The organism is Stenotrophomonas sp. STK16_22 (assembly GCF_051984505.1).
GTDB classification, from domain to species: domain Bacteria; phylum Pseudomonadota; class Gammaproteobacteria; order Xanthomonadales; family Xanthomonadaceae; genus Stenotrophomonas; species Stenotrophomonas maltophilia_A.
The window spans coordinates 39,506-66,072 of record NZ_CP196972.1 but is presented as its reverse complement, the minus strand read 5'-3'; the positions used below and the strand labels follow the sequence as shown (position 1 = coordinate 66,072).

Here is a 26,567-nt window from a genome sequence, read left to right as displayed (position 1 = left end):
GTGCTTCGCAAGCAAAGCGCCTTCACCCTTGTAAGCTCGATGGCGCCATCCATGGCGCCAACGCCCCTGCATGGCTCACCCGCCCGGCCTCAGACAGTTTCCGTGCGTGTCCAGCCACGGAAGAGAGAAAGAAGAGCAAGAGCGGAAGCGGGTCGCGCGCTGTGTGCGCTTCTGTAGAGTCGAGCTTGCTCGACTGCTCAGCACGCGGTCTTGAGTGAAGCCCCTTCTGTTGAAGGGGCGCGCCGAAGGCGGGGGTAGAGGAAGAATGCGTGGGCAACTGCTGTAGCGCGCGCGCTACAGCAGTTGCCGGAGCATGGCCTTCAGGCGTCGCCCTTCCAGCTGGAAGTAATCGCGCTGTTCGCGCCAGGCGGGGAAGCGTTGTTCCACTTCGTGCCAGAACGCGGGTGAGTGATTCGGCTGGATCAGGTGGCAGAGTTCGTGCACCAGCACGTACTCGAACGCCTCGGATCGGCCCAGCACCAGCGCCAGGTCCAGTGCCATGCTGCCATCCGGGGCAAGTGAGCCCCATTGCGAGGACATCACCTTCAGACGCAGGCGGCTGGGTGCGCGCGGCAGGGTGGGCAGGTACTTCGGCAGCCAGCGGCCGACGTCGGCGCGGGTCTGGGCTTCGTAGAACTCGCGCAGCAGGCGGCGCAGGGTGGCATCACCGCCGCGGGTCGGCCACTGCACGCAGGCGCCGTGCGCGTCGATCTCCAGGCGCGCGTAGCGGCCTTCCTGCCAGCGCAGCGGCAGCAGTTCGCCACGCAGGGGCAGCACGCCGTCTTCGCCGGGCTGCAGCGGTGCCGGCAGGCCCTGGCCCTGGTACTGGCGCAGCTGCAGCGCCAGCCAGTCGCGATGCTGTTCCAGGAAGCGTTCGCCCATCACCAGGCTTGCGCGCGGCGGCAGGGTCAAGCGTGCGCCGCGCTCGTCCACGCTCAGCTTGATGCGGCGCGCACGTGGATCGCGCACGCGCAGCACCTCGATCTCGGCATCCTCCAGGCGCAGGCGAACGGTGTCGCGCTGTACGGTGGCGGGCGGGGTCGGGCTGATCAGGCGGCGCAGCAGACGGCTCATGCGCCCAGCATAGCGCCGCTTCGGGCCGCCGGATGACCGGCGGCCGTCGGGCTGCCTGTTCAGTCAGCCTTGCTGAGCTTGAAGGCTTCTTCCAGCAACAGGAACAGGCGGCGGATCTCGGCGCTCTGCAGGGCGAAGCGGGCGTCGAACTCGGCGCGGCGGCCGTCTTCGTCGGCATGCTCCAGCTGGTCCAGGGCGCCGTCGAGGAACTTCAGCTTGCGCACGATCAGGTCGTCGCCGATCACGAAGGACAGGTTGTCTTCGAAGATCAGCGCCAGCTTGGTCACCTGCTTGCCGGCGTCCAGGTGCTTGTCGATCTCGTCGCAGCGCAGTTCCTGGTGCTGGCACTTGACCACCGCGCCACCTTCCACCGGGTCCTTCATCTCGCACTCTTCGCCCAGGCTCAGCCCGGTCGGTAGCGGCTCGCCGGCGATCCAGCCGGTCAGGATCGAACGCGGTGCGACTTCGGCATTCAGCGGCATCGCCGGGAAGCTGCCGAGCAGGCCGCGGATGTCGGACATGAAGTACTCGCCGGTCTTGCGGCTGGAGGTATCCACCGCCACGTAGCCGTGCTGCAGGTCGATGAAGGCGTCGTTGCGCGAGGACTTCACGAAGGCGCGCGGCAGCAGTTCATGCAGCAGGTCGTCCTTCATGCGCTTGCGCTCGCGGCCACCCGGGCGGCGGCCTTCCTTCTCCTCGATCTCTTCCAGCTTGCGCTCGAGCAGGTCGTTGACCACCGCCGCCGGCAGGATCTTGTCCTCGCCGCCCACGGTCAGCCACAAATGTTCGGCGATGCGGTGGGAGAGCAGTTCCTTCTCCTCGCGGCCGAATGGCGAGATGAAGCCGCGCGAATTCATTTCCAGCGCGCCGACCGGCTTCAGCAGGGCGTGCGGCAGCAGGGTGTCGACTTCGGAAAAATCGGTGGTGGTCGGGAAACGGAAGAACGTCAGGTTGCGAAAGAACATGGAATTCCGGATGGCAAAGAGGAAGGGCGACCGACCTTAGACGGTGGGCGTCTCGGGATCTGCGTCGGCGTCGGCCGGGGAGCCGGCCAGCCAGGCATGGGCGTCGGGCAGCGGCGCGTCGTCGCGACGGCCCAGCGCCATGAAGTCGAACAGGGTGGTGTCGGCCAGCTGCGAGGGCCGGACTTCACCCATGGCACGCGCGATCTGCTCGATGCGGCCCGGGTGGTCCTTTTCCCACTGCTTCAGCATCAGGCCGACCTGGCGGCGCTGCAGGTTCTCCTGGCTGCCGCACAGGTTGCAGGGAATGATCGGGAACTGGCGTGCCTGTGCGTACTCGACGATGTCGCTTTCGCGCACATAGGCCAGCGGCCGGATCACCACGTGCTTGCCGTCATCGCTGCGCAGCTTCGGCGGCATGCCCGACAGCTTGGCGTGGTGGAACAGGTTCATGAAGAACGTGGCCACCATGTCGTCGCGGTGGTGGCCCAGCGCGATCTTGGTGAAGCCATGGAGTTCGGCGTAGTTGTACAGCGCGCCACGACGCAGCCGCGAGCACAGCGAACACATGGTCTTGCCTTCCGGGATGACCCGGCTGACCACCGAATAGGTGTCCTGCTCGATGATGTGATACGGCACGCCCAGGCCTGCCAGATATTCCGGCAGCACGTGCTCGGGGAAGTCCGGCTGCTTCTGGTCCAGGTTCACCGCCACCAGCTCGAACGGCACCGGCGCCTTCTTCTGCAGCTGCAGCAGCACGTCCAGCAGGGTGTAGCTGTCCTTGCCGCCGGACAGGCAGACCATGACCTTGTCGCCGGCCTCGATCATGCCGAAGTCGGCAATCGCCTCGCCGACCTGGCGGCGCAGGCGCTTGGCCAGCTTGTGCTGCTCGCGCTCGGCCACGCGCGGATCACGGGCGGCGCGCGGCTGGGGATCGGGAAGGGAAATCACGGCACTCATGGGTTCCATTCTAACGGCTCGGAGCGGCCACGGCCGGGGGTCGGAATTCCCCTCTCCCGGCAGTCATCATCGCTGTGTATGCTCGGAGGCTGTGGACACCTACAGCCCCGCCGAGATCGTCGAGCACCTCGCCGCCCTGCGCGCCGAGCACCGCCTGCTGGATGAACAGATCACCCGCATGGCCGCCAATGGCGAGGACGAGCTGGAAGCCAAGCGCCTGAAGCGGCGCAAGCTTCAGCTGAAGGACTGCATCGCCAAGCTGGAAAGCCTGCAGATTCCCGACGAACCGGCCTGAGCGGTGGCCCATCCACGCATGGCGTGGATCTACTGCTTCGCCCCGGTAGATGCCAACCTTGGTTGGCATGCCGTTCGCCGGGCATCGCCCGGCGCTGCCTTCAATCCTGCGGCGCAGGCTCGTCCGGGCGGGCCGCTTCCGGGCTGACCCTTTCGATGGTGTGGCGCAGCTCGCGGCCGAGGATGAACTTGGCATCCTTGGCCCAGGCGTCCAGGCGTTCGTCGAACAGCAGCTTGCTGTTCTCGTCCGGCCACACCAGGCGCAGCTCGCGCAGCTTCTGGATGAAGCCGCGGAACAGGGACTTGTCGAAGAACTCCGGTGCCGCCGGTGCATAGAGCAGGCTCAGCCGCTGCGCGGCCTGCTGGCACAGGCTTTCCAGCTCGGCCGCGCCGAGCACGCCCGGGCCGTTCTTCACCAGCACCGAGATGGCGATGTAATAGCGCTCGAACGCCTGCTGCAGCGAATGGCCGATCGCACGCAGGCGGAACACCTCGTCGGTCTGCCCGGTGTTGCGCGCCAGGATGCCGCCATCGTCATCGTTGACGTTCTGCAGCAGGCCTTCGCGCACGAACACGTCGATGGTCCGGTCGATGCGCTGGGCGAACTCATCCTCGCTCCACGGCAGGAACAGCTCGGCCTGCAGGAACGGGTATACCGTACGGCCCAGCTGGACCAGGCCGGTGCGGCTCATGCGGCGGTTGTTCTGGAAGCAGCAGGCCACCCACGACGAGGCGGTGAACAGGTGCACCACGTTGTTGCGGAAGTAGCTGAGCAGCACCGCGGTATCGCCGCTGACGCTGAGCACGTCACCCAGCGGGTGCTTGATGCGGGTGAGGACGTTGATTTCTTCGGCGTGGGCGATGATCCGCTCCGGCGAGTGCGGGGTCACCGTCACCCGGTCCGAATACGGCATCTCGACCAGCAGGGTCTTGCACAGCTCGATCTGCGCGATCAGGTCGGACTCGCCCATCGCATGCTTCGGCGTGGACAGCAGGGCCAGCGCCAGCAGGTTGATCGGGTTGACGTCGGCGGCGCCGTTGATGCGCACCTGGATGCGTTCGGCCAGCGTATCCACCGTGGTCGACAGCCACGCCGGCTTCTCGTCCTCGGAGACCGCCTCGCCCTTCCACTCCGGCGCCTTCTCGGCGAGCACGTCGTTCAGTGCGATCGGCTCGCCGAAGTTCACCACCACCTGGCCGTAGTTCTGCTTGAGCACCTTGGGGATGCCCCACAGCAGCGACCAGATCGATTCCTTTTCCTTCGGCCGGCCGGACAGTTCGTCCAGGTAGCTGCCGCCCTCCATCAGCTTCTCGTAGCCGATGTAGATGGGCTGGAACAGCACCGGCTTGCGCGGCTGGCGCAGGAACGCGCGCAGCGTCATCGAGATCATGCCGCCCTTGGGCTGCAGCAGTCGGCCGGTACGCGAGCGGCCGCCTTCGACGAAGTACTCCAGCGAGTAGCCACCGGCCACCAGCTGCGCGACGTATTCGCTGAGCACCGCCGAGTACAGCGCGTTGCCACGGATCGAGCGGCGGATGAAGAACGCACCGCCCTTGCGCAGCAGGGTGCCGACCACCGGCAGGTTCAGGTTGATGCCGGCCACGATGTGCGGCGGCACGATGCCACGGTCGTACAGCAGGTAGGACAGCAGCAGGTAGTCCATGTGGCTGCGGTGGCTGGGCACGTAGACCACTTCGTGGCCCGGCGCGGCGGCCTTGAACTTGTCCAGGTGGTGCACCAGCACGCCCGCATAGATGCGGTTCCACACGTGGCTGAGCATGAAGCTGGCCGAACGCACCACCGGGCTGGAATAGTCCGCGGCGATTTCCCAGGCGTAGGCGTGCGCCTTCTTCCAGGCATCGGCCGGCTTCGAATTGTCGCGCTTGGCCTGTGCGGCGATCGCTTCGCGCACCGGTTCGGCGGCCAGCACCTGGTCGACCAGCAGGCGCCGCGTCGACAGGTCAGGGCCGATCACCGATTCACGAATGCGGCGGAAATGGGTACGCAGCACGCGCTGCAGCTTGCGCACCGTGCGCTCCGGCTCCAGGCCTTCGTCCACGGTGCTGCGCAGCGAGATCGGCGGGGCAAAGCGGACGATGGTGCTGCGGCCGTTGAGCAGCACCGCCAGCAGGCGGCGGAAGCGACCGACCAGCGCCCAGTTTTCCGAGAACAGCACGGCGAACCAACCGCTCTGCTTGTCCGGCGCGCGGCCGACGAAGATCGACACCGGCACCAGGTGCACGTCCAGGTCATCGCGCACGCGATGGGCCTGCAGCACCTTGGCCAGCGAATCGGAGTGGGTCTTGGCGCCGCGCTGTTCGGGAATCAGCGAGTTGCTGGAGCTGCGCCGCGACAGCGCCAGGTAGGCGCGCTTGCGGCCGGTCGGGTCACCGGCCAGCGGCACCAGCGGCGACGGCAGGCCGGCCTGGCGGCAGGCCTTGTCCAGGATCAGCGCATTGGACAGGCCGTAGTCCTCCAGCACGTACATGACCGGGCGGCCATCGTTGTACTGGCCCGGGTCTTCCGGTTCGATCTTCAGCGACAGCCACGGTTCGACCAGACGGCCGAGCAGGCGAGCCCACAGCGGGCGGCGGCCAGCCGGACGCGCGTGCGCGGGCGGCGGTACCGGGTTCGGGCCGGTACCGGTCGAGGGGGACGCCGGCACCGTATCGGCGGGCGTCGACTGGGATTCTTCGCCGGGGAACGGCAGCGGGTTCTGTTTCGACATCGGCGCCATTATGGCTTAGGCGGCAGTGTTGCCGCTTCCCCACCCTCGGGCGGGGTCTCGGCCGGTGCCGGCGCCGCTGCGGCACGGGCCGCGTCGGCCTTGCGCAGCAGGGCATCGGTGTCGGCCAGGGTGCGGGTCAGGTACCAGTGGCCCTCGCGGCGGCTCAGCGGCAGCTGCAGGGTCATCTCACGCCCCGCCAGGTCGTAGTGCAGGCGTACCAGCGCATTGTCGCCCTCCACCGACAGCAGCTCGCCCCGCACGCTGCGCAGCGCGTCATCCACGCCCAACCCGTAGCTGCCCAGCACCGCCTTGAGGGTATGGATGAACGGCGCCAGCTGCTGCAGGCTGCCTTCCATGCCCGCGGCCTGCAGGCCGGCCTCATCGTCGAAGCCGACCTTGCCGGCGGCCCCCACCAGCGCGGCGATCGTGCTGCGTGCACGCGCACGGTCACTGATCGGCGCGCCCTGCGCCCAGCTGGCGAGGGTTTCCACCAGGGCGATGTAATGGGCCTGCTGGCCGGGCGTATAGCCCTTCTGGTGGCGCAGGTACTGCACGCCGAAGTTGCCCATCGACTGCGCGGCCTGGCGTACGGCGCTGGCCTGACCAGCCAGCTGGCGATCGAAGCTGCGCTGCAGTTCGGCACCGGCATTGGGCGTGCGCAGTGCGGCCAGCATCGGCAGCAGCTGGTCGCCCAGTGGCAGTTCAGTCAGCGGCCACTGGCTATGGCCCTCGGCCCAGGCCTGCTGCAGGCGCTGGTACTGGCTGGGCGGAACCGACAGCTTTGCATAGCCGACCAGATCGTCCTCGGCCAGGCGCAGGGCCATCGCCTGCACCGCCGCGACCGGCTCGGCCGCCGGCTTGGCCGGATCGTTGACCGATTCACGGCACGCGGCCACGGCCAGCAACAGCATGGCTGCCAGCCCCCATCCACGCGCAGACCTTCCTCGCACTGCCACGCTCATGCACTCGGACTCCCCGGACCGGTCCGCATCTTGCGGCCTGCGAGGTGACAGCGGCAAGCCGGGACGTCACGGTTTCCGCGGTTGCTTGTGCAAGTCACTGATCGGAATAAAAAAAGAGCCGGGATCACGAGGATCACAGGCTCTTCAAGCCGGCGCAGGGCCGGTGGACAGTGTTGTGGCACATGTCCGGTCCGAGGACCGGATGGCGGCGATCCTACGCTGCCCTTCAAGTTAAGGCAACACTTCACGTAGTGTCATATAAATCATTGATTTTATTGAGTAGCCTGATGCCTTGCGCCGGGGCCATGAAATCTACGGCAGGTTTCGCGGCGATTCGGGCACAACCGGTCCTTCGGCGGATGCAAAAACGCCATCCCGCGCGGGTCGGGATGGCGTTCGGGCCTGCAGACTGCGCAGCGGAATCTCAGCGCGTAGCCAACGCCGACGCGATTTCCTGCTGGATGGCCCGGGCCGCAGCCTGCGGATCGGCGGCCAGGCGGATCGGGCGACCGACCACGATGGCATCGGCGCCATCGGCAAAGGCCTGGGCCACGCCAACGGTACGCTTCTGGTCATCGCCGACCGGGCCACCGGGGCGGATGCCCGGGCAGACGATCGAGAACCCGGCGCCGGTAGCGGCGCGGATCGGGCCGGCTTCCTGGCCCGAGGCGATCACGCCATCGATACCGGCCGCCTGCGCGGCCAGCGCGCGCTCGACCACCACGTCCACCGGCTCACGGTCGATGCCCATCTGCGCCAGGTCCGGGCGGCCCATCGAGGTCAGCACGGTCACCGCCAGCAGGCGCATGTCGCTGCTGTTGGCGGCGGCGCAGGCTTCCATCATCGCCGGGTGCCAGCCGTGGATGGTGGCGTAGCTGACCGGCCACTGCGACAGGCGCTTGATCACCGCCGCGGCGGTGGCCGGGATGTCGAAGAACTTCAGGTCGACGAACACGCGCTTGTCGCGGCGGGCCAGCTCGTCCAGCACCTGGAAGTACTCGCCGGAGGCGAGCAGTTCCATGCCGATCTTGTAGAACGCCACGCTGTCGCCGAGGCGGTCGACCCACTCCAGCGCCTGCACGCGGTCAGGCACGTCCAGCGCGAAGATCAGGCGCTCGTCATCGCGCAGCGGCAGCGGCGCGCGGCTCACGGTGCGTAGTCCAGGGCGGCGCGCTTGGCGTCGTGGCGGGCCTGGCGCGACTGGCTGTAGTCGTTGTTGAACTGCGCCGGCTCGAAGCCGCCGTAGGTCGGGTTCGGCAGCATCCACCAGCGCTCGCCGAACCAGTCGTGGTACTGCTGCAGCAGCGCGTCACGACCGTCGTTGGTGTTGGCGGTCACTTCGACGAAATCGCCCAGCTGGTCGCCGAACTGCATCAGCACGCGGTATTTCTGCCCGGCCAGGCGGCGGCGGCAGTTCTTCTCGCTGCCGGCCTGCTCGCAGCCTTCGACCACGGTGCCCAGGCCCAGGAACACGCTGTCATCGGCCACCGGCAGGCCCTGCTCGCGCAGGTTGGCCAGGGTTGCGTCCTTCAGGTGCACGGCGCGGTTGGAGATGTACAGCAGGGTCACGCCCTTGGCGTTGGCGGCCTTGGCGAAATCAACCACGCCCGGAATGGCCTTGGCCTTCTTTTCGGCCACCCACTGGTCCCAGGTCAGCTCGTCGTATTCCTTGCCGTCGCGCACCAGGCGCGCCTGGTAGGGCGAGTTGTCCAGCACGGTCTCATCCACGTCCAGCACCACGGCCGGCTTCAGGCCCTTGGCCTCGTTGCCGCGTTCTTCCGGCACCAGCGCATCCCAGTGGGCTTCCTTCAGCGCGGCATCCAGGTGGTCGGCGGCGGCACGGTAGGTCTGTTCGGTGATCGCCTTGTACTCCTGCGCGCGCTGCATCCACAGCACCGCATTGAGGTTGTCGTTGGCAGTGGCATCGAGCGTGCCGTCGGCCTTGGCAGCGGCGGCCGGGGCCTCCGGTGCAGCGGCTTCGGCGGCAGGCGCATCCACGCGCTTGCAGGCGGACAGGCCCAGCGCCGCGGTGGCGAGCAGGGTCAGGGACAGGGAAACGGGACGACGCATGGATTCACCGGCAATCAGATATACCGGCGCATTTTACCGGCAAAGGCGGTCCCGGGACGGCTATGCTTGGCGGTTGACCCGTTGCCCTTCCGGAGGCCGCCATGACCGATTCCACCCAGACCCCCGACGTCCCCCTGCTCGACGCCGTGCAGGCCCGCCTGCTGGGCTGCCTGGTGGAGAAGGAGGCAACCACCCCGGACACCTATCCGCTGACGGTCAACGCCGCCCAATCGGCCGCCAACCAGAAGACCGCCCGCGAGCCGGTGATGAACGTCGATGCCGGCAGCGTGCAGCACGCGCTGCGCCAGCTGGAAACACTTGGCCTGGCCCGCCAGCACTTCTCCTCCCGTGCAGACCGTTACGAGCACCGCCTGCAGGCCGCGCTGGACCTGACCCGGCAGCAGACCGTGCTGCTGGCGATGCTGCTGCTGCGTGGGCCGCAGACCCTGGGCGAACTGGTCACGCGCAGCGAGCGACTGCACCGCTTCGCCGACGCCGACGAAGCCCGCCACGCCATCGAGCGCCTGCAGCAGCGCGCGCTGCTGGTAGTACTGCCGCGCGCCAGCGGCCAGCGCGAAGACCGCTACATGCACCTGCTGTGCGGTGAAGTGGACGGCGCGGCGCTTGCGGCCAAATACGCCAGCAGCGGCGGTGGCAGCGACGCGGCCGATCCGGGCCTGGCCGAGCGCGTGGCCCAGCTGGAAGCGGCCGTGGCCGAACTGCAGGCGCAACTGGCTGAACTGCGCGGTTGATGGTGGGTGCCGGCCAGCGGCCGGCACTACCCGACGTCAGCCGCACCCAAGGTGGCGTACAGCCGGCTGGGCGTTTCGATGCCCGGCAACTGGATCACCCCGCGCTCCTGCATGCCCAGACCCAGCAGGATCTTCCCGGACACCACGTTGTCCAGATCGGTGATGCCGTACAGATCCTGCAGGCCCAGCTCAGCGCGCGCATGCGCGAACACCGCCCGCGCCGCCTCACCGGCATAACCCTGCCCGGCGAATTCAGACAGCACCGCGTAGCCGATGTCCGGCCCCGGCAGGCCATCTCGGCGCACCAGCCCGGCATTGCCCAGCCACGCCCCGTCGGCCAAGCGCTCGATGGCATACATGCCGAACCCGTTCAACGCGTAGCTGTGCAGCACCCGCAGCGCGATGTACTCACGCGCCTGTTCTTCACTGCGCACATTGCGGTCACCAATGAAGCGCACGAAGCCCGGATCATTCAACAGCGCCAGCATCGGCGCCGCATCGCGATCAGGTTCAATCGCACGCAGGCGCAGGCGTTCACTTTCGATGGGATGCACGCGCAGACCTCCAGCCGAAACCCCGATTCTGCCTCAGCCCCCGGCTGCTGCTGTTGCTTTTGATTTTCTTTTTTCTTTTCCGTGGCTGGCGCGCACGGAACCTGTCAGAGGCCGGGCGGGTGGGCTGGGCGGGACCGTCCGCGGCATGGATGCCGCGGCCGAGCCCCCAAGGACGGGTTTACGGCGTGTCCCGCCCAGCCCACCCGCCTGGCACGCTCACGAATGCACTGCGGACGACGCCAGCCACGAGGGGCTGCGCCGTTCGCCGGTCAATCGAACAGCGCCTCGATCGCCGCCAACCCCGCACTCGCCCGTTCCTTCTTGCGCACCGCATCGGCCACCGGATCAGCACCATCGCGCTGGATCTCCTCCGCCGGAATCTCCTCGAAGAACCGGCTCGGCTTCAACCGCACGTGCTCACCGAACTTGCGGGTCAGCTTGCTGTAACTCATCCACAGCTGGATCTTGGCGCGGGTGATGCCCACGTAAAGCAGGCGACGCTCTTCCTGCAGATTGCCCTCGTCCAGGCTGACCTGGTGCGGCAGCACGCCGTCCTCGCAGCCAACGATGAACACGTACGGGAACTCCAGGCCCTTGGAAGCGTGCATGGTCATCATGCGCACCTGGTTGCCGCCCTCGTCCTTGTCGCTGCGCGACAGCAGCGCCAGCTGGCCGGCCAGGTCGGCGGCAGTGGCACCGCGCGGGCCCCCCTCGAACCACTGCGCCAGTTCCTCGATGTTGTTGGCACGGCGCTGGTAACTTGCCTCTTCCTTGGCCTGCTGGCGCAGTTCGCTGAGCAGGCCGGATTCCTTGGCGACCTTGCGGATCATGTCGCCGGAAGTGACCTGCCGGGTCTGTGCACGCAGGTCACGCAGGATGTCGGTGAAGCGCGCCAGGCTGTTGGCCGCGCGCGGGGGCAGTTGCTGCAGGGCACCGATCGCCTCGGCAGCCTGCGCCATCGGCATGTCCTTTTCCTGCGCCAGTTCGGCCAGCTTGGCCAGCGTGCCGGCACCGACGTCGCGCTTGGGTGACTGCACCGCACGCATGAACGCGGTGTCGTCGTCCGGGTTCACCAGCAGGCGCAGCCAGGCCAGCGTGTCCTTCACTTCCTGGCGCTCCAGGAACATGGTGCCGCCGGTCAGGTGGTAGGGGATGCGCAGCAGCTGCATCGCCTTTTCCAGCGGGCGCGACTGGAAGTTGCCGCGGAACAGGATGCAGAAGTCGCTCCACGGCACGTTGCGCGACTGCGCCACGAAGGCGATCTCGGCGGCAACCTTTTCCGCCTCATGTTCGCTGTTGCGGCATTCCCACACGCGGATGCGTTCGCCGTCGGCCTGGTCACTCCACAGCTTCTTCAGGTGCTCGTGCGGGTTGTTGGCGATCAGCGCATTGGCCGCGCGCAGCACGCGGTTGGAACAGCGGTAGTTCTGCTCCAGCTTGATGATCTCCAGCTTGGGATAGTCGCGCCCCATCTGCTGCAGGTTTTCCGGATTGGCGCCGCGCCAGGCATAGATCGACTGGTCATCGTCACCCACGCAGGTGAAGTTGCCCTTGTCACCGGCCAGCTGCTTGAGCAGCCGGTACTGCGCGTCGTTGGTGTCCTGGCATTCGTCCACCAGCAGGTAGCCGATGCGCTCGCGCCAGGCCAGCGCGATCTCCGGATTTTCTTCCAGGATCTGCACCGGGAGACGGATCAGGTCATCGAAGTCGACCGCATTGAACGCCGTCAGGCGCAGCTGGTAGCGCTCGTAGACGCTGGCCGCTTCCTTCTCGCGATTGCTGCGCGCGGCGGCCATCGCCTGCTCGGGCGACAGGCCGGCGTTCTTCGCGCGCGACACCAGGTTCTTCATGTCCTCGATGTCATCAGGCTTGGCCCCGTACATCAGGTCCTTGATCTGCGCAGCGGCATCGTCTGCATCGAAGATCGAGAAGCCGCGCTTCAGGCCAACGGCGGCATGTTCGATCTGCAGGAACTTCAGGCCCAGCGCATGGAAGGTGCAGATGGTCACCTCGTCGGCGTCCTGCTCGCGCAGGCGCTTGGCCACGCGCTCGCGCATTTCCTTGGCCGACTTGTTGGTGAAGGTGATCGCCGCGATGCGGCGCGCCGGATAGCGGCCGCAGCCGATCAGGTGGGCGATCTTTTCCACGATCACACGCGTCTTGCCGCTGCCCGCGCCGGCGAGCACCAGCAATGGACCTTCGATGTGCAGGACGGCGGCGGCTTGGGGGGGATTGAGACCGTGCATGGGATGGGGATTGTAGCGGGGCCGGGTGACGACCACAGCGGGCCGCCGGTGGGGTTGCTGAACGGCTTCGGCGAAGCGGGGCCGCGGCGTACAATCCGTCGATGGCCAAGCTTTACTTCTACTATTCGGCGATGAACGCCGGCAAGACCACCACCCTGCTGCAGAGCGCCCACAACTACCGCGAGCGCGGCATGCGGGTGGCGATCCTGACCCCGCGCCTGGACGATCGTGCCGGCGCCGGCGTGGTCGCCTCGCGGATCGGCCTGCGTGCGGACGGCATGGCCTTCGACCGCGATACCGACCTGCAGCGCTGGGTTGAACAGGATCTGGCAGCCAACGGCCCGATGGGCTGCGTGCTGGTGGACGAGGCGCAGTTCCTGACCCGCGCCCAGGTCTGGCAGCTCAGCGAAGTGGTCGACCAGCTGCGCATTCCGGTGCTGTGCTACGGTCTGCGCACCGACTTCCGCGGCGAGCTGTTCGAAGGCAGCCAGTACCTGCTGGCCTGGGCCGATGAGATGCAGGAGATCAAGACCATCTGCCACAGCGGCAAGAAGGCGACGATGACGGTGCGTGTGGACGAGCATGGCCACGCGGTGCAGGACGGCCCGCAGGTGGAGATCGGCGGCAACGACCGCTACGTGTCGGTCAGCCGCGCCGAGTTCAAGAAGATCACCCGCGGTGAAGGACGGATCGATCCGGCGCAGGCGCCGCTGCCGCTGTAGCAGGCGCGCCGGTGCGCCATGACCTCCAGCGGTTTACAAGCAAGCGCTGTCGCGCCTAGGCTGCGGCTCCCCTGCTGCCGAACTGGACGTCCGACATGCGCTCTGCCCTCCTGCTGCTGCCGCTGCTGTTGCTGCCCCTGCTGGCCACCGCGGCCGAGCGCCCGTCAGGTGAAGACGATGCGGCAGTGATCGGCGCCGGTTTCATGGACAGCCACCCGGACATGATGTACCGGCAATGGGGCGTCAACGCGCTGCGTCGCAACGATGTCAACGGCGCGATGGACAACTTCCGGCTGGCCGCGCGGTATGCGGACAAGCCTGCCCAGGGCTACCTCGGCGAGATGTACTGGTACGGGGTAGAGCAGCCGCGCAATCCGGTCATGGCCTATGCCTGGATGGAGGTGGCGGCCGAACGTGGCTATCCGTTGTTCGTCGAGCTGCGCAACGAGTACTGGGCCACGCTGCCGCTGGAGCAGCATGATGCGGCGCGCGCGCAGGCAAGCGCGCTGCGCGCCGAGTATGGTGACGAAGTCGCGCGCCCACGCATGGCCGAAGTGCTCAGAAAGGGGCGCCGCGAGATGACCGGCAGCCGCGTCGGCTCGATGTCCAACAACGTCGACATCGTGTACATGGACGGCGGAATCTCCCGCACCATCAAGGCCGATCGCCTCTACGACCCGAAGTACTGGGACCCGAAGCAGTACGAACGCTGGCAGGACGAAACCTGGATGAAGATCCGCCGGGGCACGGTGGAAGTGGGTGTGCCGACCCAGTCGCACGCCACCGACAGCAAGCCTTGAAACAACGGTGCCGGCGTGTAGCCGGCACCGGGCCGCATCCATTCAGTACAGCGTGCGCTCCGGCGCACCTGCCGGCGGCGGGGTGTACTGGTACAGCCAGGTCTCGGTGAGGGTCTTGCCGCCACTGCGCAGGAACAGGCGGATGTCGATCTGCTCGGTGCTGCCTTCCGGCGGCACCAGGTCGAACATCGCGCGGTAGCCGTTGATCTCGCGCAGCGGGCGCGCCGACACGATCTCGACCCGGCCACGGCTGGCTTCCACCACGGCCTCGACCTCACCCTTGTCGATCAGCCTGGCCAGTTCGCCGCCTTCGAAGTCCACCGCGAAGCGCCAGCTGAAATACTCGCGCTTCTTGCCGACCACGCCGCCCAGACCGGTGCGGCTGGCCACGCAGTGCGCCAGCGGCGGCCGTGCCGGCGGCTCGGCGCCCCAGTACAGGCGGTAGCCGACCAGCAGCTCCTGGCCCGGCTGCGGCTTTTCCTTCGGGTTCCAGAACGCCACGATGTTGTCGAAGGTCTCGTCCACGGTGGGAATCTCCACCAGCTGCACCGAGCCCTCGCCCCATTCGCCCTTCGGCTCCACCCACAGGCAGGGGCGCTTCTCGTAGAACACGCCGTCGTCCTGGTAGTGGTCGAAGTTGCGGTCGCGCTGCAGCAGGCCGAAACCACGCGGGTTGCGGTCGACGAACATGTTGAAGCGCAGGTTGCGCGGATTCAGCAGCGGTCGCCAGATCCATTCGCCGGCACCGGTCCACAGCGACAGGCCGTCGGTGTCGTGGATCTCCGGGCGCCAGTCCCATGCCATGCGGCGGTCGTTCTCGCCCACCTGGTACATGCTGGTGCACGGGGCGATGCCCAGCCGCTCGATCGCCTTGCGCGGGTACAGCGCGCTGTCGATATCCATCAGCAGCACGTCGCCGTTGGTGATGGCGAAGCGGTACGCACCGGCCACGCTGGGCGAATCCAGCAGGCCGTAGACCACGATCGTCTCCGAATCGGCCGACGGCTGCTCCAGGTAGTAGGCGATGAAGTCCGGGAATTCCTCCGGCTTGCCCATGCCGGTGTCGATCGCCAGGCCGCGCGCGGACTGGCCGTACTGGCCTTCCTTGCCGACCGCGCGGAAGTAGCTGGCGCCGAGGAAGGCCGCGAAGTCGCGGTCGGTGTCCTTGCGGGTGTTCAGGCGGAAGCCGGCGAAGCCCAGATCGGCCGGCAGCTCGCCGTCCTTGATGCCGCTCTTGCCGTAGTTGAACGCCGCGCCGTCATAGGCCAGCTCCTGCGCCTTGCCGTCGACCACGTCGAACATGCGCACCGGCGAATGGAAGTACAGGCCCAGGTGGAAGAACTTGGCCTGGAACTTGCCCGGCTGGTCAGCCCACAGCGCATGGTCCTGGCGGTAGCCGATCGACTGGTACTGGTCCCAGTCCAGGCCTTCCAGGCGGCCCGGCAGCACCCGCTTGTGGCTCTTATAGGGTGCCTGTGCCAGCGCGCGCGCCTGGCCCTTCAGGGTGGCGAAGTCGAACGGCTGCGGCTGGCCGAGGCGGCGCAGGCCCATCTGGCCGCTCTTGCTGGCCGCGCACGCGGGCAGGGACGGCAGGCCGAATGCAGCCAGGGCGAGGGAGGCATTGCGGATGAAGTCGCGTCGTTGCATGCAGGCGCGTCAGGCACAGAGGGAAGGTCGGCCATCATAGGCAGACAAACGTTAACGGGCAGCGGAGACGTACCCTGCCCGTTCAGCTGCCGCTGGCCGCCCGCCTCAGCGCTGGCAGTGGCTGCACCAGACGCTGGCGCGCTGGCCGATGGTGGCGTGCTTCAGCGCGCGGCCACAGTTCGGGCAGGGCAGCCCATCGCGGCCGTACACCAGCAGTTCCTGTTCGAAGTAGCCCGGTGCGCCGTCAGGGCTGATGAAATCGCGCAGCGTGGTGCCGCCACGGGTGATGGCGTAGCCGAGGATTTCCTTCACCGCGTCGGCCAGCCGCTGATAGCGCCCGCGCGAGATCTTGCCGGCCTCGCGCAGCGGGCTGATGCCGGCCTTGAACAGGCTCTCGGCGGCGTAGATGTTGCCCACGCCCACCACCACCGCCTGGTCCATCAGGAAGGTCTTCACCGGCGCGCTGCGGCCGCGGCTGCGGGCGAACAGGTAGTCGCCGTCGAACGCGTCGTCCAGCGGCTCCGGGCCCAGCCCCTGCAGCAGCGGATGGACCTCACCGGCGGGCTGCCAGAGCAGGCTGCCGAAGCGGCGCGGGTCGTTGAAGCGCAGCAGGCGGCCGTTGTCCAGGCTGATGTCGACGTGGTCGTGGGCGCGTACCGGCGTATCACCGGGCAGCACACGCAGGCTGCCGGACATGCCCAGGTGCAGCACCGCGCTGCCGATGGCGGTATCCAGCAGCAGGTACTTGGCGCGCCGGCGGATCTCCTCGATGCGCTGCCCCGGCAGCAGCTCGGCCACTTCCGGCGGAATCGGCCAGCGCAGGTCGGCGCGGCGCAGGATCACGCCATGCACGCGGCGGCCCTGCAGGTGCGGCGCCAGGCCGCGGCGGGTGGTTTCGACTTCGGGCAGTTCAGGCATGAACCGATTCTACGCCCGCTCAGCGTGGCGGTGCCGCCAGTTCACGGGCATCCAGGACGCCATCACCGTTGGCATCCTGCTTGTGGAAACGCTGCACGATCACCTGCCGCTGCTGCTCGCGGCTGATCGCCCGGCCCTTGCCGCCCGGCAGCTCATCGGCGCTCAGCACGCCATCGCCATTGCGGTCCATGCGGTCGAAGGCATACAGCATCCACTGCACGTACTCGGATTCACTCACCCGGCCGTCGCCATCGCTGTCCATCCGCTGCAGGTAGCTGGTGGTGTCGGTGACCTGGGCCAGCGCCGCGCCCGGCAGCAGCATCGCCAACGCAAGCCCATACCCAGCCCTCACGCGCCCACCAGGCTGTAGCCCTTCAACCGTGCGGCATAGGCCTGCAGCGCGGCGATCCCGCTTTCCTCGGCCTCACGGCACCACGCCTGCAACTGATGCAGGCGCTCGGCGGCATCGTGGCCGCGGGCCTCGAGCAGCGCCGCCAGCCGCGCGCGGTACTCGACCAGGGTGCGGATGCGCGGGCGCTGCGCCACCCATTCGCTGAGCTGGGCACGACTGTCCGGCTTCAGCCAGCGGCCATCGTTGACCAGGCCACGGCGCAGCCGGCGTGGCAGCAGGCGGCGCAGCTTGGCCCCGGCCTGCACGGCTTCCTCGCGCAGGGCCGGCATGAACACATTGCGCTGGTAATCGGTCATCGCCTGGAAGCGGTGCGACAGCAGCGCCTTCAGGGTTTCGGCATCGGGCACGGCGATGTTCGGGCGCACATCCATGGCCGGCGCCACCCGCAGCACCTTGGCCAGGCGCAGCGCCTGCAGCAGGCGGATCGCACTCCAGCCGATATCGAACTCCCAGCGCCGCATCGCGAAGCGCGCCGAGCTGGGGAAGGCATGGTGATTGTTGTGCAGCTCCTCGCCACCGATCCAGAACCCCCACGGCGTCAGGTTCGTGGAGGTATCGGCGGACTCGTAGTTGCGGTAGCCCCACCAGTGGCCCAGGCCATTGACCACGCCGGCTGCCCAGAACGGGATCCACGCCATCTGGACCGCCCACAGGGCCACGCCGGGCAGGCCAAACAACACGGTATTGATCGCGAACAACAGCACCGGCCCCAGCGTGGCATGCGGGGTATACAGGCGGCGCTCGATCGCATCATCCGGGGTGCCGCGCCCGTACTGCTCGATGTCCGCGCGCTGGCCGCGCGCTTCGCGGTACAGCTCCACGCCATGCCAGAACACCTTGCCGATGCCACGGGTGACCGGGCTGTGCGGGTCGTCCTCGGTCTCCACCTTGGCGTGGTGCTTGCGGTGGATGGCCACCCATTCGCGGGTGATCATCGAGGTGGTCAGCCACAGCCAGAAGCGGAATACATGGGCCAGCGCCGGGTGGAAGTCGACCCCGCGATGGGCCTGGCTGCGATGCAGGTACAGGGTCACCGAGAAGATGGTGATCTGGGTGAAGACCAGCAGCACCGCCAGCATCGCCCACCAGCCCAGGCCGAGCACACCACCGGTCAACAGGGACATTAGGGCATCAGGCATGGCAGCGCTCCGGATCGACGCGGGGATGGCAGACATGATGGGCGCTTGCGTTGCAAACTGCATCCCTGCGGCGGTGCTTCGCATCGCCATCCGTGGCACCGTTCACAGTTGGGGACCTGAGTTGTCGAGCCTTGATCCACGCGCCAGCACCATGACTGCGGCCCCGCCCATCGCGGAGCCGCCCCCGTTGATCGAACTGGACCGCGCCACCGTGGTACGCGGCCAGGTGAAGGTGCTGCACGGGCTCAGCCTGCGCATCGCGCAGGGCCAGCACACCGCCCTGCTCGGCCCCAACGGCTGCGGCAAGTCCACCTTCATCAAGCTGATCACCCGCGAGCTGTACCCGCTGGCCCAGGGCGACGGCGCGGTGGCGGTGAAGGTGCTGGGCCAGAACCGCTGGCAGGTGGACCGGCTGCGCTCGCAGCTGGGCATCGTCACCGGCGACCTCAGCAGCAACCTGGCCGACATGCCCGGGCTGACCGTGGAACAGGCGGTGCTGTCCGGCTTCTTCGCCAGCTACGTGGTACCGGCCTTCCGCGAGGTGACCGCCGACATGCGTGCACGCGTCGGCGAGACACTGGCGATGACCGGCGCGCTGTCGCTGCGCGACCGCGCCTACGCCGAGTTGTCGGCCGGCGAGACCCGCCGCGTGCTGATCGCCCGCGCGCTGGTCAATCGGCCGCAGGCACTCCTGCTGGACGAACCTTCCACCGGGCTGGACCTGGTTGCCCGCGAACAGCTGGTGGCAACCATGCGGGTGCTGGCACAGCAGGGCATCACCCTGGTGCTGGTGACCCATCACATCGAAGAGATCATTCCCGAGATCGAGCGGGTGGTGCTGCTGCGCGACGGCCGCGTACTGGCCGATGGCACCCGCGCCGAGCTGCTGCGCAACGAACCGCTGTCGGCGGTGTTCGGCGGCGCGATCACGGTGGTCGAACAGGAAGGCCGACTGACCGCGTACGCGGGATAGACAGATGCATCGCTCTCCGTAACCGTCTGTAGAGTCGAGCCATGCTCGACTGCCGTTCGCCGCGAGCAGAAGCAGCCGAGCATGGCTCGGCTCTACAGAAGGCGGGGCAGCGGGCCGGATGTTCCGGCCCGCCACCGCTTTGCTCAGAACCGCAACGCCAGTGCGCGCGACTCGATCGGTGCCATCCGGCTCTGGTCCTGCAGCTGCAGGTCGCGCAGCTCGTACGGTGCGCCGAAGCCGGCCGGCAATGCGGCCTGGTCGAACGGCAGCACCAGCTGGCCTGCGCCCGGGCCATCGAACCACGCGGCCGCATGTGCCTGTGCGACCGGCTTCAACTGGCCATCGCGGGCCGTGGCATACAGCGTGCCCCGTGCCTCATAGCGGCCTGCGGCGGCCACCTGCAATGGCAGTGCCACCTGGCGATTGGACGGATCCGGTGCCGCCTGGCCACTGAAGCGGGCAGTCGGCCGTGCCACCGCAAAGGCGACCTTGCCATCGCGCAGCACACCGTCGGCCTGGGCGAACACCTGCAATTCCCACAGCCCCTGTGCAGTACCGACATCGGCCGGGATGCGCACCTGCGCGCGCAGGCTGCCATCGGTAGTGCGCAGCAGGCGCTGCGGCCAGCTGCGGCCATCCGGCGCGACCAGCAGGGCTTCTCCGCCGAGGCCGCCACGGCGCGATGCCAGCTGCGCGGTGGTGGCGCCGTCTTCCAGCAGGCGTGCCTGCAGCTGCATGTTGCCGCCGGCCAGCACCTGCGCCTGGTTGGCCTGCACCTCCAGCCGCAGCGGGCTGTTCGGCTCCAGCACCTGCACCACGTAGCGGCCCTGGGCCTGCGCGCTCTGCAGCGTGTAGGCACCGACGGCACTGGTCGCGCCGGTACGCAGCATGCTGCTGCCATCGCTGACCGGCATGCCGGCGTCCTGCAGCGCGCGCGCATCGACACTGCGCGCCACGCTGCTGCGGCCGGCCGGGTCGCGCACCTGTAGCGTGTTGGCCGGCAGCACGCGGGCACCGTCGGCCGGGCTCAGCTGGATCACCGCATCCGGCGCCGTCAGTGGCAGGTCCAGGCCGCGTTGCAGCTGCGTGCCATCAACCTGCTGCCAGTAGCTGCGGCTGACCGAGGCATACGGCGTGGCCGCCTGCAGCGGTTGTGCGGGGTCCAGCGCCCAGGCAAAGGCCAGTGGCGCGTGTTCGCTCTCATCGGTGGGAAGCGGCGCGGCTACCAGGGCGGCAGGCACCTGATCGCCCGCACGGGCGCCCTGCAGCGGCTGCGCGGCCTGCGCTGCGGAAAGGGACAGCACTGCCAGGGTGGCGCCGGCCAGCAGGGTGGATTGAATCGTCATGGTCGTCTCCCTCACTGGGTCAGGTCGTTGCGCAGCAGGGTGCCGAGGCCGAAGCACTCGCGGCGGCTCTGGTTGTGGCTGAGCGGTTCTGCACCCTGGGTACGCGCCTTGTCGGTGAACCAGGTGGTGCCGGCGGCCTTCTGGCTGCTGCACTCCAGGAAGCCATCGGAGCAGGACGACAGCCAGTTCTGGGTGAACTCCAGGCCGACGTTGGCGGCATAGCCACCGCAGTAGCTGTTGCTGTCCCACACCGCCGATTCCACATCGCTGCCCACCACCGCGCGGAACGGTTTGGGCAGGGCGGGACGGCCGGCGGTGCCGTACAGGTTCTGCGCGTTGTAGGTGGCCATGCTCGCCACCTGCTGCTGGCGCACGGCGTCGTTCTTGTAGCCCAGCAGCCAGCCCAGCGAGGTTTCAAAGGTGTTGCCGTTGAGCACCGCATCGGCCAACGGCGTGCCGGCCGAAGACGGTGCCAGCGCGTTGACCTTGCGCACCGTGCGGATGATCTTCGGATAGCGGCTGTCATAGGTCGGGTTGGACAGGATCCAGCGCATCACGTTGCCGCCGTTGGAGTGGGTGATCACCACCAGCTGGGTGATGCCACGGCTGTCGATGAAGCCGGTCAGCTGATTGGCCAGGCAGCCGGCCGCTTCCGGCTTCCACATGTACTGGGTGAAGTCACAGTTGATGACGACGTAGTTGCTGCTGTTCGGCAGGCCTTGGCGCACGGTGTCGATGATCGCCGGCTGCCAGTAGTCCTGGGTGGCGTTGGTCTGTGCGCCGGTGCCATGCACGAAGGCCACGCCGACCACGTCGGCCGCCTGAGCCGGCGCGGCTGCCAGCCCGAGGAGCAGGGCCAGGACGGTACTTCCTGTTGCGGTGCTGCGCATCGCTTCTCTCCCTCTGTCAACGGATCCCCTCGACCCGGCTGGAACTGGACGGCCCCTGGTGCTTGCCGTTGTGCCGATGCTCGCGGCGCGGCCGCGTGAAAGTCCGTGCGCTGCGCCCGGATTCAGGAGACTGACGTCACTCGATGACGCTTTTCATATCGCCGGGATGACCATGCCGGGTCTGGCCGTATGACCGATGGCCACTGCGGTGTCGTATACGGGCTGCGATCATGGCGCGATGTTTTTCCTCCGGAGCCTGTCCATGTCGCTGATTTCCCACCCTGCCCGCCCGCTGCTCGGCCTTGCCGTCATCGCGGCCCTGGCCGGTTGTGCCGCCACCGCCGCCAAGCCGACCGCCGTCGAAGCCAACATCACCACCAAGGCGGTGGGCTATCTGGACAAGAGCGCGGTACCGGCCAGCCTCGACCTGGTGCCAGCACCGCCGGTGGCCGGTTCGGCCGCCCTCGCCCTCGACGAACAGGTCAGCCGTGAAGCCCGCGCGCTGCGTGGCAGCCCGCGCTTCGCCCAGGCCGGTGTCGATGCGGAACTCGGCTTCCCCGAAGGCGCCAACCACTTCTCCTGCGCCGCCGACATCGACGTCGATGCGGTGAAGACCCCGGCGCTGTACCGCCTGCTGGAGCGCAGCCGGATCGACGCCAGCGCCGCCACCAAGGCCGCCAAGAACCACTACCAGCGCCCGCGCCCGTTCATGGTCAATGGTGAACCGACCTGCTCGCCGAAGGACGAAGAAGGCCTGCGCAAGAACGGCTCGTACCCGTCCGGCCACACCTCGATCGGCTGGGCCTGGGCCCTGATCCTGTCGGAGATCGCACCGGATCGCGCCGATGCCATCCAGGCGCGCGGCCGCAACTACGGCGAGAGCCGCCTGGTGTGCAACGTGCACTGGCAGAGCGACATCCTCGAAGGCCGCTTCATGGGCGCCGCCGCCGTGGCCCGCCTGCATGACAACGCCGCGTTCAACAAGGACCTGCTGGCCGCACGCAAGGAGATCGCTGCCGCGCGCAAGGCCGGCCTGCACTCCAGCCGCGACTGCGCGGCCGAGGAAGCGGTGCTGAAGGTGCGCCCGCAGAGCGCGCTGTAAGCGCCTGGCGGTTCAATTGTTGCCGGCCAGCGGCCGGCACTACCGATGGGTGTAAAGCAGAAGGGCCGGCATTGCGCCGGCCCTTCTTCATTCCATCAACGCAGCCACCACATCAGAACTTCGCGGTGAACTCCACGCCCCAGGTACGCGGCTCGTTGAGGAAGCCGGTCAGGTTGTTGAAGTCGATCGCGCCGACCACGCGGGTCTGGTTGGTCAGGTTGCGGCCGAACACGGCCACGTCGTACTGGCCGTAATCCCAGTTGTAGCCCAGGCGCAGGCCGCCTTCCAGCGAACTACGGCCGCGGAATTCCGGCGACTCGTAGATGAAGAAGTTCACCGCGCTGCGGTAGGCCCAGTCGGTGTAGGCATACAGCTCGCTGCCATCGCTGAGCGGGAAGCCGACACGCAGGGTCGCGTTGTGGATCCACTTCGGCGCCTGCGGCAGCGGATTGCCGTTGACCAGTGCGTAGGTGCCACCGTTGATGACGGTGGTCGGGTCGTTGATGGTGCAGCCACCGCCGCAGATCGCTACCGCCAGATCCTTGTCCTTGATCTCGGTGTCGTTGTAGCTGCTGCCGAAGGTCAGCAGCACGTTGTCAGCCAGATAGGCTTCCAGGTCCAGCTCCACGCCCTGGCCGATGGTCTTGTCGGCGTTGAGCAGGGTGGCGGTGTTGTTGGTGCCGCCCACGGCGATCAGCTGCTGGCCGTCAACGTTGTAGCGGAACACGCTCAGGCCCAGGCGCGCACGGCGCTCGAACAGGTCGGCCTTGATGCCGGCTTCGTACGAGATCACCTTCTCCGAATCGGCCTGCGACAGGCCCGGCGCGAAGGCCAGGCGGCCCTGGATCGACGGCGCACGGAAGCCCTTGGCCACGCGGGCGTAGGCATTCACGTTGTCGGTCAGCTTGTACACGCCGCTGACATCCCAGCTGACGTCGTTGACGTCGGTGTTGGCCAGGTACGGGCCACTGACCGGGGTGCCGAACGGAAGGACGGCCTGCAGCACGCTGGCGTTGAAGTCCTTCTTGTCCTGGGTGTAGCGCACGCCGGCGCGCAGCTTGAAGCGGTCGGTGACATCGAAGTCACCCGAGGCGAACACCGCCCATGCCTTGTTGCGCTGGTTCTGCACCACATGGCCGGTCTGCGGGTTGCCCGGCTTCAACGAGTTGTAGTTGAAGTTGTTGATGGTCACGTCTTCGTCGAAATAGAAGACGCCGGCCTGCCAGTCGAAGCGGCCCCATTCGTTGGATTCGACGCGGAACTCCTGCGTCCACTGGCGATGGTGCGGCAGGCCGTCGGCCGACTCCGACGAGAACGGGATGAAGCCCGGCCCATAGTTGCCAGCGCCCAGCGATGCGTCGCCGTAGCCACCGTCGATGTCACCACGATTGAGCGATTCGGCGGTTTCATAACCGGTGATCGAGTGCAGGGTCACCGAGCCGAGGTTCCACTGCAGGCGCGCGCTGCCGCCCCAGGTCTCCAGGTCGGAGAAGTTGACGCCGTCGTTGGCCACCTTGTCGCGGTCGAAGTTCTCGACCAGCGAATTGCCACCCTTTTCGATGATGTTGGCGCGGAACAGGCGCGCGGTACCGTTGAGCTTGCGCTTGTGCAGGTTGAACAGTGCTTCGAAGTCGTCGCCTTCGTACAGGAACTGCACGCGGCCGGCGGCTTCGTCATAACCTTCGAAACCGCTGTTGGGCGCACCGGCGCGGGTGTTGTCGACCCAGTCGTCACGGCGCTGGTAGATGGCCGAGACGCGTGCCGACCAGCGGTCGGTCAGCGGGCCGCCATAGGCGCCCTGCACGTTCCAGCTGTTGTAGCTGCCATAGCCCACGCGCACGTAGCCGTCGGCATCCTGCGACGGGCGCGCCGAATCGAACTTGACCACGCCGGCCGGGGTATTGCGGCCGAACAGCGTGCCCTGCGGACCGCGCAGCACTTCCACGTTGGCCAGGTCGAACAGCGGGAAGCCCTTCAGCAGCGGGCTTTCCTGCACCACGTCGTCGTACACCAGCGACACCGGCTGCGACGCATTGAGGTCGAAGTCGGTGTTGCCCAGGCCACGGATGTAGAAGCGCGGGAAGGCACGGCCGTAGGACGACTCGATGTTGAGGCTGGGCACGCGCGCGGCCAGGAAGCGGATGTCATCGCCCGCCGAACCCAGCACATCGAGCTTCTCGCCCTGGATCGCGCTGATCGCGACCGGCACGTCCTTGGCGTTCTCGACGCGGCGCTGCGCGGTCACCTGCAGGGCATCAAGGGCAACCGGATCCTTGGCAGCGGGAGTTTCCTGGGCGGCTGCTACCAGCGGCAACAGGGCGGAAAGAGCGGCAACGAGGGGGCGCGCGACCGGAAGGCGGCCACGGGAAGTGCGGGTCGGAGACATGGCGGTAGGCTGTGTTTGGAGGGGTGGTAAAACGGCGCTACCAGATAATTGTTGCAATACAGCACCTGCCCCGCAAATGCCTGCCGTTCATGGCCGCGTCGCTCCGGCCCCCGCGCCCTCGCTAGACTCGGGGTTTTCCAGCCCTGCAGAGCCGCCGCGATGACCCAGTGGTACTTCCATGCCTCCGCCCAGGCCGAGCGTATCGGCCCGCTTGATGACGAGGCCGCGCGCCGTTATGCGCAGGCCAACCCGCGCGCCCTGGCCTGGTGCCAGGGCATGAGCGGGTGGACCTCGATTGCCGAGGTGCCCGAACTGCAGTCCGCGGCCCCGGGCATGCCGAACACCCCGCCGCCGGTCCCCGCCGCGGCCAGCGGCCGCGCCGACGACATCGAATTCCGCATCGTCGGCCATGAAATGCAGTTCGTGGAGATCGAGCTCGACCCCGGTGAGAGCGCCATTGCCGAGGCCGGCGCATTGATGTTCAAGGATGCCACCGTGCAGATGGACACGGTGTTCGGCGCCGCCAACGGCGACCAGGGCGGCGGCTTCATGGGCAAGGTGATGGCCGCCGGCAAGCGCGTGCTGACCGGCGAGAGCCTGTTCGCCACCGTCTACACCCAGAGCGGCCACGGCAAGGGCAAGGTCGCCTTCGCCGCGCCCTACCCCGGCACCGTGCTGGCAATGAAGCTGGACCAGCATGGCGGCCGCCTGATCTGCCAGAAGGACAGCTTCCTGGCCGGCGCGCGCGGCGTGCAGATCGGCGTGCAGTTCCAGCGCAAGATCATGACCGGCCTGTTCGGCGGCGAAGGTTTCATCATGCAGAAGCTGGAAGGCGACGGCTGGGTGTTCATCCATGCCGGCGGTTGCGTGGTGGAGCGCGAGCTGGCCGCGGGCGAGCGGCTGGATGTGGATACCGGCTGCGTGGTGGCCTACCACCCGACCGTAGACATGGACGTGCGCCGGGTGGCCGGCATCAAGAGCATGCTGTTCGGCGGCGAAGGCGTGTTCCTGGCCACGCTGACCGGCCCGGGCAAGGTCTGGCTGCAGTCGCTGCCGTTCTCACGCCTGGCCGGCCGCATGTGGATGGCCGCGCCGCAGGGCGGTGGCCAGAACCGCGGCGAAGGCTCGGTGCTGGGCGGCCTGGGCCGGATGCTGGACGGCGACAACCGGTTCTGACCGCCCCCGGTCGTGCCGGCCGCTGGCCCGCAACCTCATGGACCTTGGCGCGCATCCCGGTAGTGCCGGCCGCTGGCCGGCAGCCTCATGAACCTTGGCGAGCGTCCCGGTAGTGCCGCCCGCTGGCCGGCAGCCCCATGAACCTTGGCGCGCATCCCGGTAGTGCCGGCCGCTGGCCGGCAGCCTCATGGACCTTGGCGAGCCTCCCGGTAGTGCCGGCCGCTGGCCGGCAGCCTCATGGACCTTGGCGCGCATCCCGGTAGTGCCGGCCGCTGGCCGGCAGCCTCATGGACCTTGGCGAGCGTCCCGGTAGTGCCGGCCGCTGGCCGGCAGCCTCATGAACCGTTGCCAGGTTCCCAATGATTGCCGGCCAGCGGCCGGCACTACCTTTATGAATGGGCGATGTTTCCTACCCTGCCCGCCCCGCCACGGCTTCGGTATGCTGGCGCCCTT

General features: G+C 67.8%; 23 protein-coding genes. 7 read left to right on the top strand and 16 right to left on the bottom strand.

Going from position 1 to position 26,567, the window contains the following annotated elements; translation table 11 throughout:
* Positions 1–294 precede the first annotated feature (294 nt).
* Genes ACSYAO_RS00300 through ttcA form a run of 3 tightly spaced genes read right to left on the bottom strand, consistent with a single transcriptional unit; the run spans position 295 to position 2,996 of the window.
* Positions 295–1,074: a M48 family metallopeptidase gene (locus ACSYAO_RS00300; RefSeq protein ID WP_032128692.1), complete on the bottom strand. Its 780-nt coding sequence runs from the start codon at positions 1,072–1,074 to the stop codon at positions 295–297.
* A gap of 59 nt (positions 1,075–1,133) precedes the next feature.
* Entirely contained in the window at positions 1,134–2,039 is a 906-nt protein-coding gene (locus tag ACSYAO_RS00295; RefSeq protein WP_005411825.1) for a recombination-associated protein RdgC, read from the bottom strand.
* A gap of 36 nt (positions 2,040–2,075) precedes the next feature.
* Positions 2,076–2,996, bottom strand: a complete 921-nt coding sequence (gene ttcA, locus ACSYAO_RS00290; protein WP_180862782.1) for a tRNA 2-thiocytidine(32) synthetase TtcA — start codon at positions 2,994–2,996, stop codon at positions 2,076–2,078.
* Positions 2,997–3,087: 91 nt separating this feature from the next.
* On the opposite strand from ttcA, the gene ACSYAO_RS00285 reads away from it, so the two are divergent.
* Positions 3,088–3,291 (top strand): YdcH family protein, encoded by a 204-nt coding sequence (locus ACSYAO_RS00285; RefSeq protein ID WP_049461553.1) that lies wholly within the window; start codon positions 3,088–3,090, stop codon positions 3,289–3,291.
* Positions 3,292–3,391: 100 nt separating this feature from the next.
* Here the strand turns inward: ACSYAO_RS00285 and plsB are convergent, their stop codons facing one another.
* From plsB to ACSYAO_RS00265, 4 genes are all read right to left on the bottom strand, one after another.
* The gene (plsB, locus tag ACSYAO_RS00280) at positions 3,392–6,028 is read right to left on the bottom strand and encodes a glycerol-3-phosphate 1-O-acyltransferase PlsB (protein WP_049461552.1); all 2,637 of its coding nucleotides are present in this window, start codon (positions 6,026–6,028) and stop codon (positions 3,392–3,394) included.
* On the bottom strand, positions 6,028–6,981 hold the full coding sequence (locus ACSYAO_RS00275; protein WP_049398565.1) for a hypothetical protein: 954 nt from the start codon (positions 6,979–6,981) through the stop codon (positions 6,028–6,030). The genes plsB and ACSYAO_RS00275 overlap by 1 nt, the downstream gene beginning before the upstream one ends.
* Before the next feature lie 424 nt (positions 6,982–7,405).
* Entirely contained in the window at positions 7,406–8,131 is a 726-nt protein-coding gene (gene pyrF / locus ACSYAO_RS00270) for an orotidine-5'-phosphate decarboxylase (protein ID WP_032128688.1), read from the bottom strand.
* Entirely contained in the window at positions 8,128–9,051 is a 924-nt protein-coding gene (locus ACSYAO_RS00265; RefSeq protein WP_049461551.1) for a 5'-nucleotidase, lipoprotein e(P4) family, read from the bottom strand. The genes pyrF and ACSYAO_RS00265 overlap by 4 nt, the downstream gene beginning before the upstream one ends.
* A gap of 101 nt (positions 9,052–9,152) precedes the next feature.
* On the opposite strand from ACSYAO_RS00265, the gene ACSYAO_RS00260 reads away from it, so the two are divergent.
* A complete protein-coding gene (locus ACSYAO_RS00260; RefSeq protein ID WP_032128686.1) occupies positions 9,153–9,803 on the top strand; it encodes a YceH family protein in 651 nt (216 codons plus the stop codon).
* A gap of 26 nt (positions 9,804–9,829) precedes the next feature.
* Here ACSYAO_RS00260 and ACSYAO_RS00255 read toward each other — a convergent pair whose 3' ends face one another.
* On the bottom strand, positions 9,830–10,357 hold the full coding sequence (locus ACSYAO_RS00255; RefSeq protein ID WP_049461550.1) for a GNAT family N-acetyltransferase: 528 nt from the start codon (positions 10,355–10,357) through the stop codon (positions 9,830–9,832).
* 269 nt (positions 10,358–10,626) lie between these two features.
* Positions 10,627–12,603, bottom strand: a complete 1,977-nt coding sequence (locus ACSYAO_RS00250; RefSeq protein WP_032128682.1) for a UvrD-helicase domain-containing protein — start codon at positions 12,601–12,603, stop codon at positions 10,627–10,629.
* Positions 12,604–12,704: 101 nt separating this feature from the next.
* Between ACSYAO_RS00250 and ACSYAO_RS00245 the strand changes: the two genes are divergently transcribed.
* Entirely contained in the window at positions 12,705–13,325 is a 621-nt protein-coding gene (locus ACSYAO_RS00245) for a thymidine kinase (RefSeq protein WP_008264720.1), read from the top strand.
* A gap of 95 nt (positions 13,326–13,420) precedes the next feature.
* Positions 13,421–14,125, top strand: a complete 705-nt coding sequence (locus ACSYAO_RS00240) for a sel1 repeat family protein (RefSeq protein ID WP_032128680.1) — start codon at positions 13,421–13,423, stop codon at positions 14,123–14,125.
* Positions 14,126–14,167: 42 nt separating this feature from the next.
* Here ACSYAO_RS00240 and ACSYAO_RS00235 read toward each other — a convergent pair whose 3' ends face one another.
* The 4 genes from ACSYAO_RS00235 to ACSYAO_RS00220 all read right to left on the bottom strand — a co-directional run bounded on the left by ACSYAO_RS00235 (position 14,168) and on the right by ACSYAO_RS00220 (position 18,241).
* Positions 14,168–15,772, bottom strand: a complete 1,605-nt coding sequence (locus ACSYAO_RS00235; RefSeq protein ID WP_012509627.1) for a glucan biosynthesis protein — start codon at positions 15,770–15,772, stop codon at positions 14,168–14,170.
* A 105-nt stretch (positions 15,773–15,877) separates the two neighbouring features.
* Entirely contained in the window at positions 15,878–16,690 is an 813-nt protein-coding gene (gene mutM, locus ACSYAO_RS00230) for a bifunctional DNA-formamidopyrimidine glycosylase/DNA-(apurinic or apyrimidinic site) lyase (RefSeq protein ID WP_032128679.1), read from the bottom strand.
* Between the two features lie 19 nt (positions 16,691–16,709).
* Positions 16,710–17,042 (bottom strand): EF-hand domain-containing protein, encoded by a 333-nt coding sequence (locus tag ACSYAO_RS00225; RefSeq protein ID WP_049462410.1) that lies wholly within the window; start codon positions 17,040–17,042, stop codon positions 16,710–16,712.
* Positions 17,039–18,241, bottom strand: coding sequence for a DesA family fatty acid desaturase (locus ACSYAO_RS00220; protein ID WP_049462412.1), 1,203 nt, complete (start codon positions 18,239–18,241; stop codon positions 17,039–17,041). Before ACSYAO_RS00220 ends, ACSYAO_RS00225 begins: the two co-directional genes overlap by 4 nt.
* Before the next feature lie 151 nt (positions 18,242–18,392).
* Between ACSYAO_RS00220 and ACSYAO_RS00215 the strand changes: the two genes are divergently transcribed.
* Positions 18,393–19,214: an ABC transporter ATP-binding protein gene (locus tag ACSYAO_RS00215; RefSeq protein WP_049462413.1), complete on the top strand. Its 822-nt coding sequence runs from the start codon at positions 18,393–18,395 to the stop codon at positions 19,212–19,214.
* Between the two features lie 143 nt (positions 19,215–19,357).
* Here the strand turns inward: ACSYAO_RS00215 and ACSYAO_RS00210 are convergent, their stop codons facing one another.
* Positions 19,358–20,560 (bottom strand): DUF4785 domain-containing protein, encoded by a 1,203-nt coding sequence (locus tag ACSYAO_RS00210; protein ID WP_049462415.1) that lies wholly within the window; start codon positions 20,558–20,560, stop codon positions 19,358–19,360.
* 11 nt (positions 20,561–20,571) lie between these two features.
* Complete coding sequence (locus ACSYAO_RS00205; protein ID WP_049399000.1) at positions 20,572–21,450, bottom strand: hypothetical protein; 879 nt, start codon at positions 21,448–21,450, stop codon at positions 20,572–20,574.
* Positions 21,451–21,712: 262 nt separating this feature from the next.
* Here ACSYAO_RS00205 and ACSYAO_RS00200 point away from each other — a divergent pair, with 262 nt between their 5' ends.
* Positions 21,713–22,552, top strand: a complete 840-nt coding sequence (locus ACSYAO_RS00200) for an acid phosphatase (RefSeq protein WP_049399001.1) — start codon at positions 21,713–21,715, stop codon at positions 22,550–22,552.
* Positions 22,553–22,664: 112 nt separating this feature from the next.
* Here ACSYAO_RS00200 and ACSYAO_RS00195 read toward each other — a convergent pair whose 3' ends face one another.
* On the bottom strand, positions 22,665–24,938 hold the full coding sequence (locus tag ACSYAO_RS00195) for a TonB-dependent receptor (protein ID WP_049462417.1): 2,274 nt from the start codon (positions 24,936–24,938) through the stop codon (positions 22,665–22,667).
* 159 nt (positions 24,939–25,097) lie between these two features.
* Here ACSYAO_RS00195 and ACSYAO_RS00190 point away from each other — a divergent pair, with 159 nt between their 5' ends.
* Positions 25,098–26,114 (top strand): TIGR00266 family protein, encoded by a 1,017-nt coding sequence (locus ACSYAO_RS00190; RefSeq protein WP_032129262.1) that lies wholly within the window; start codon positions 25,098–25,100, stop codon positions 26,112–26,114.
* Positions 26,115–26,567: the final 453 nt, after the last annotated feature.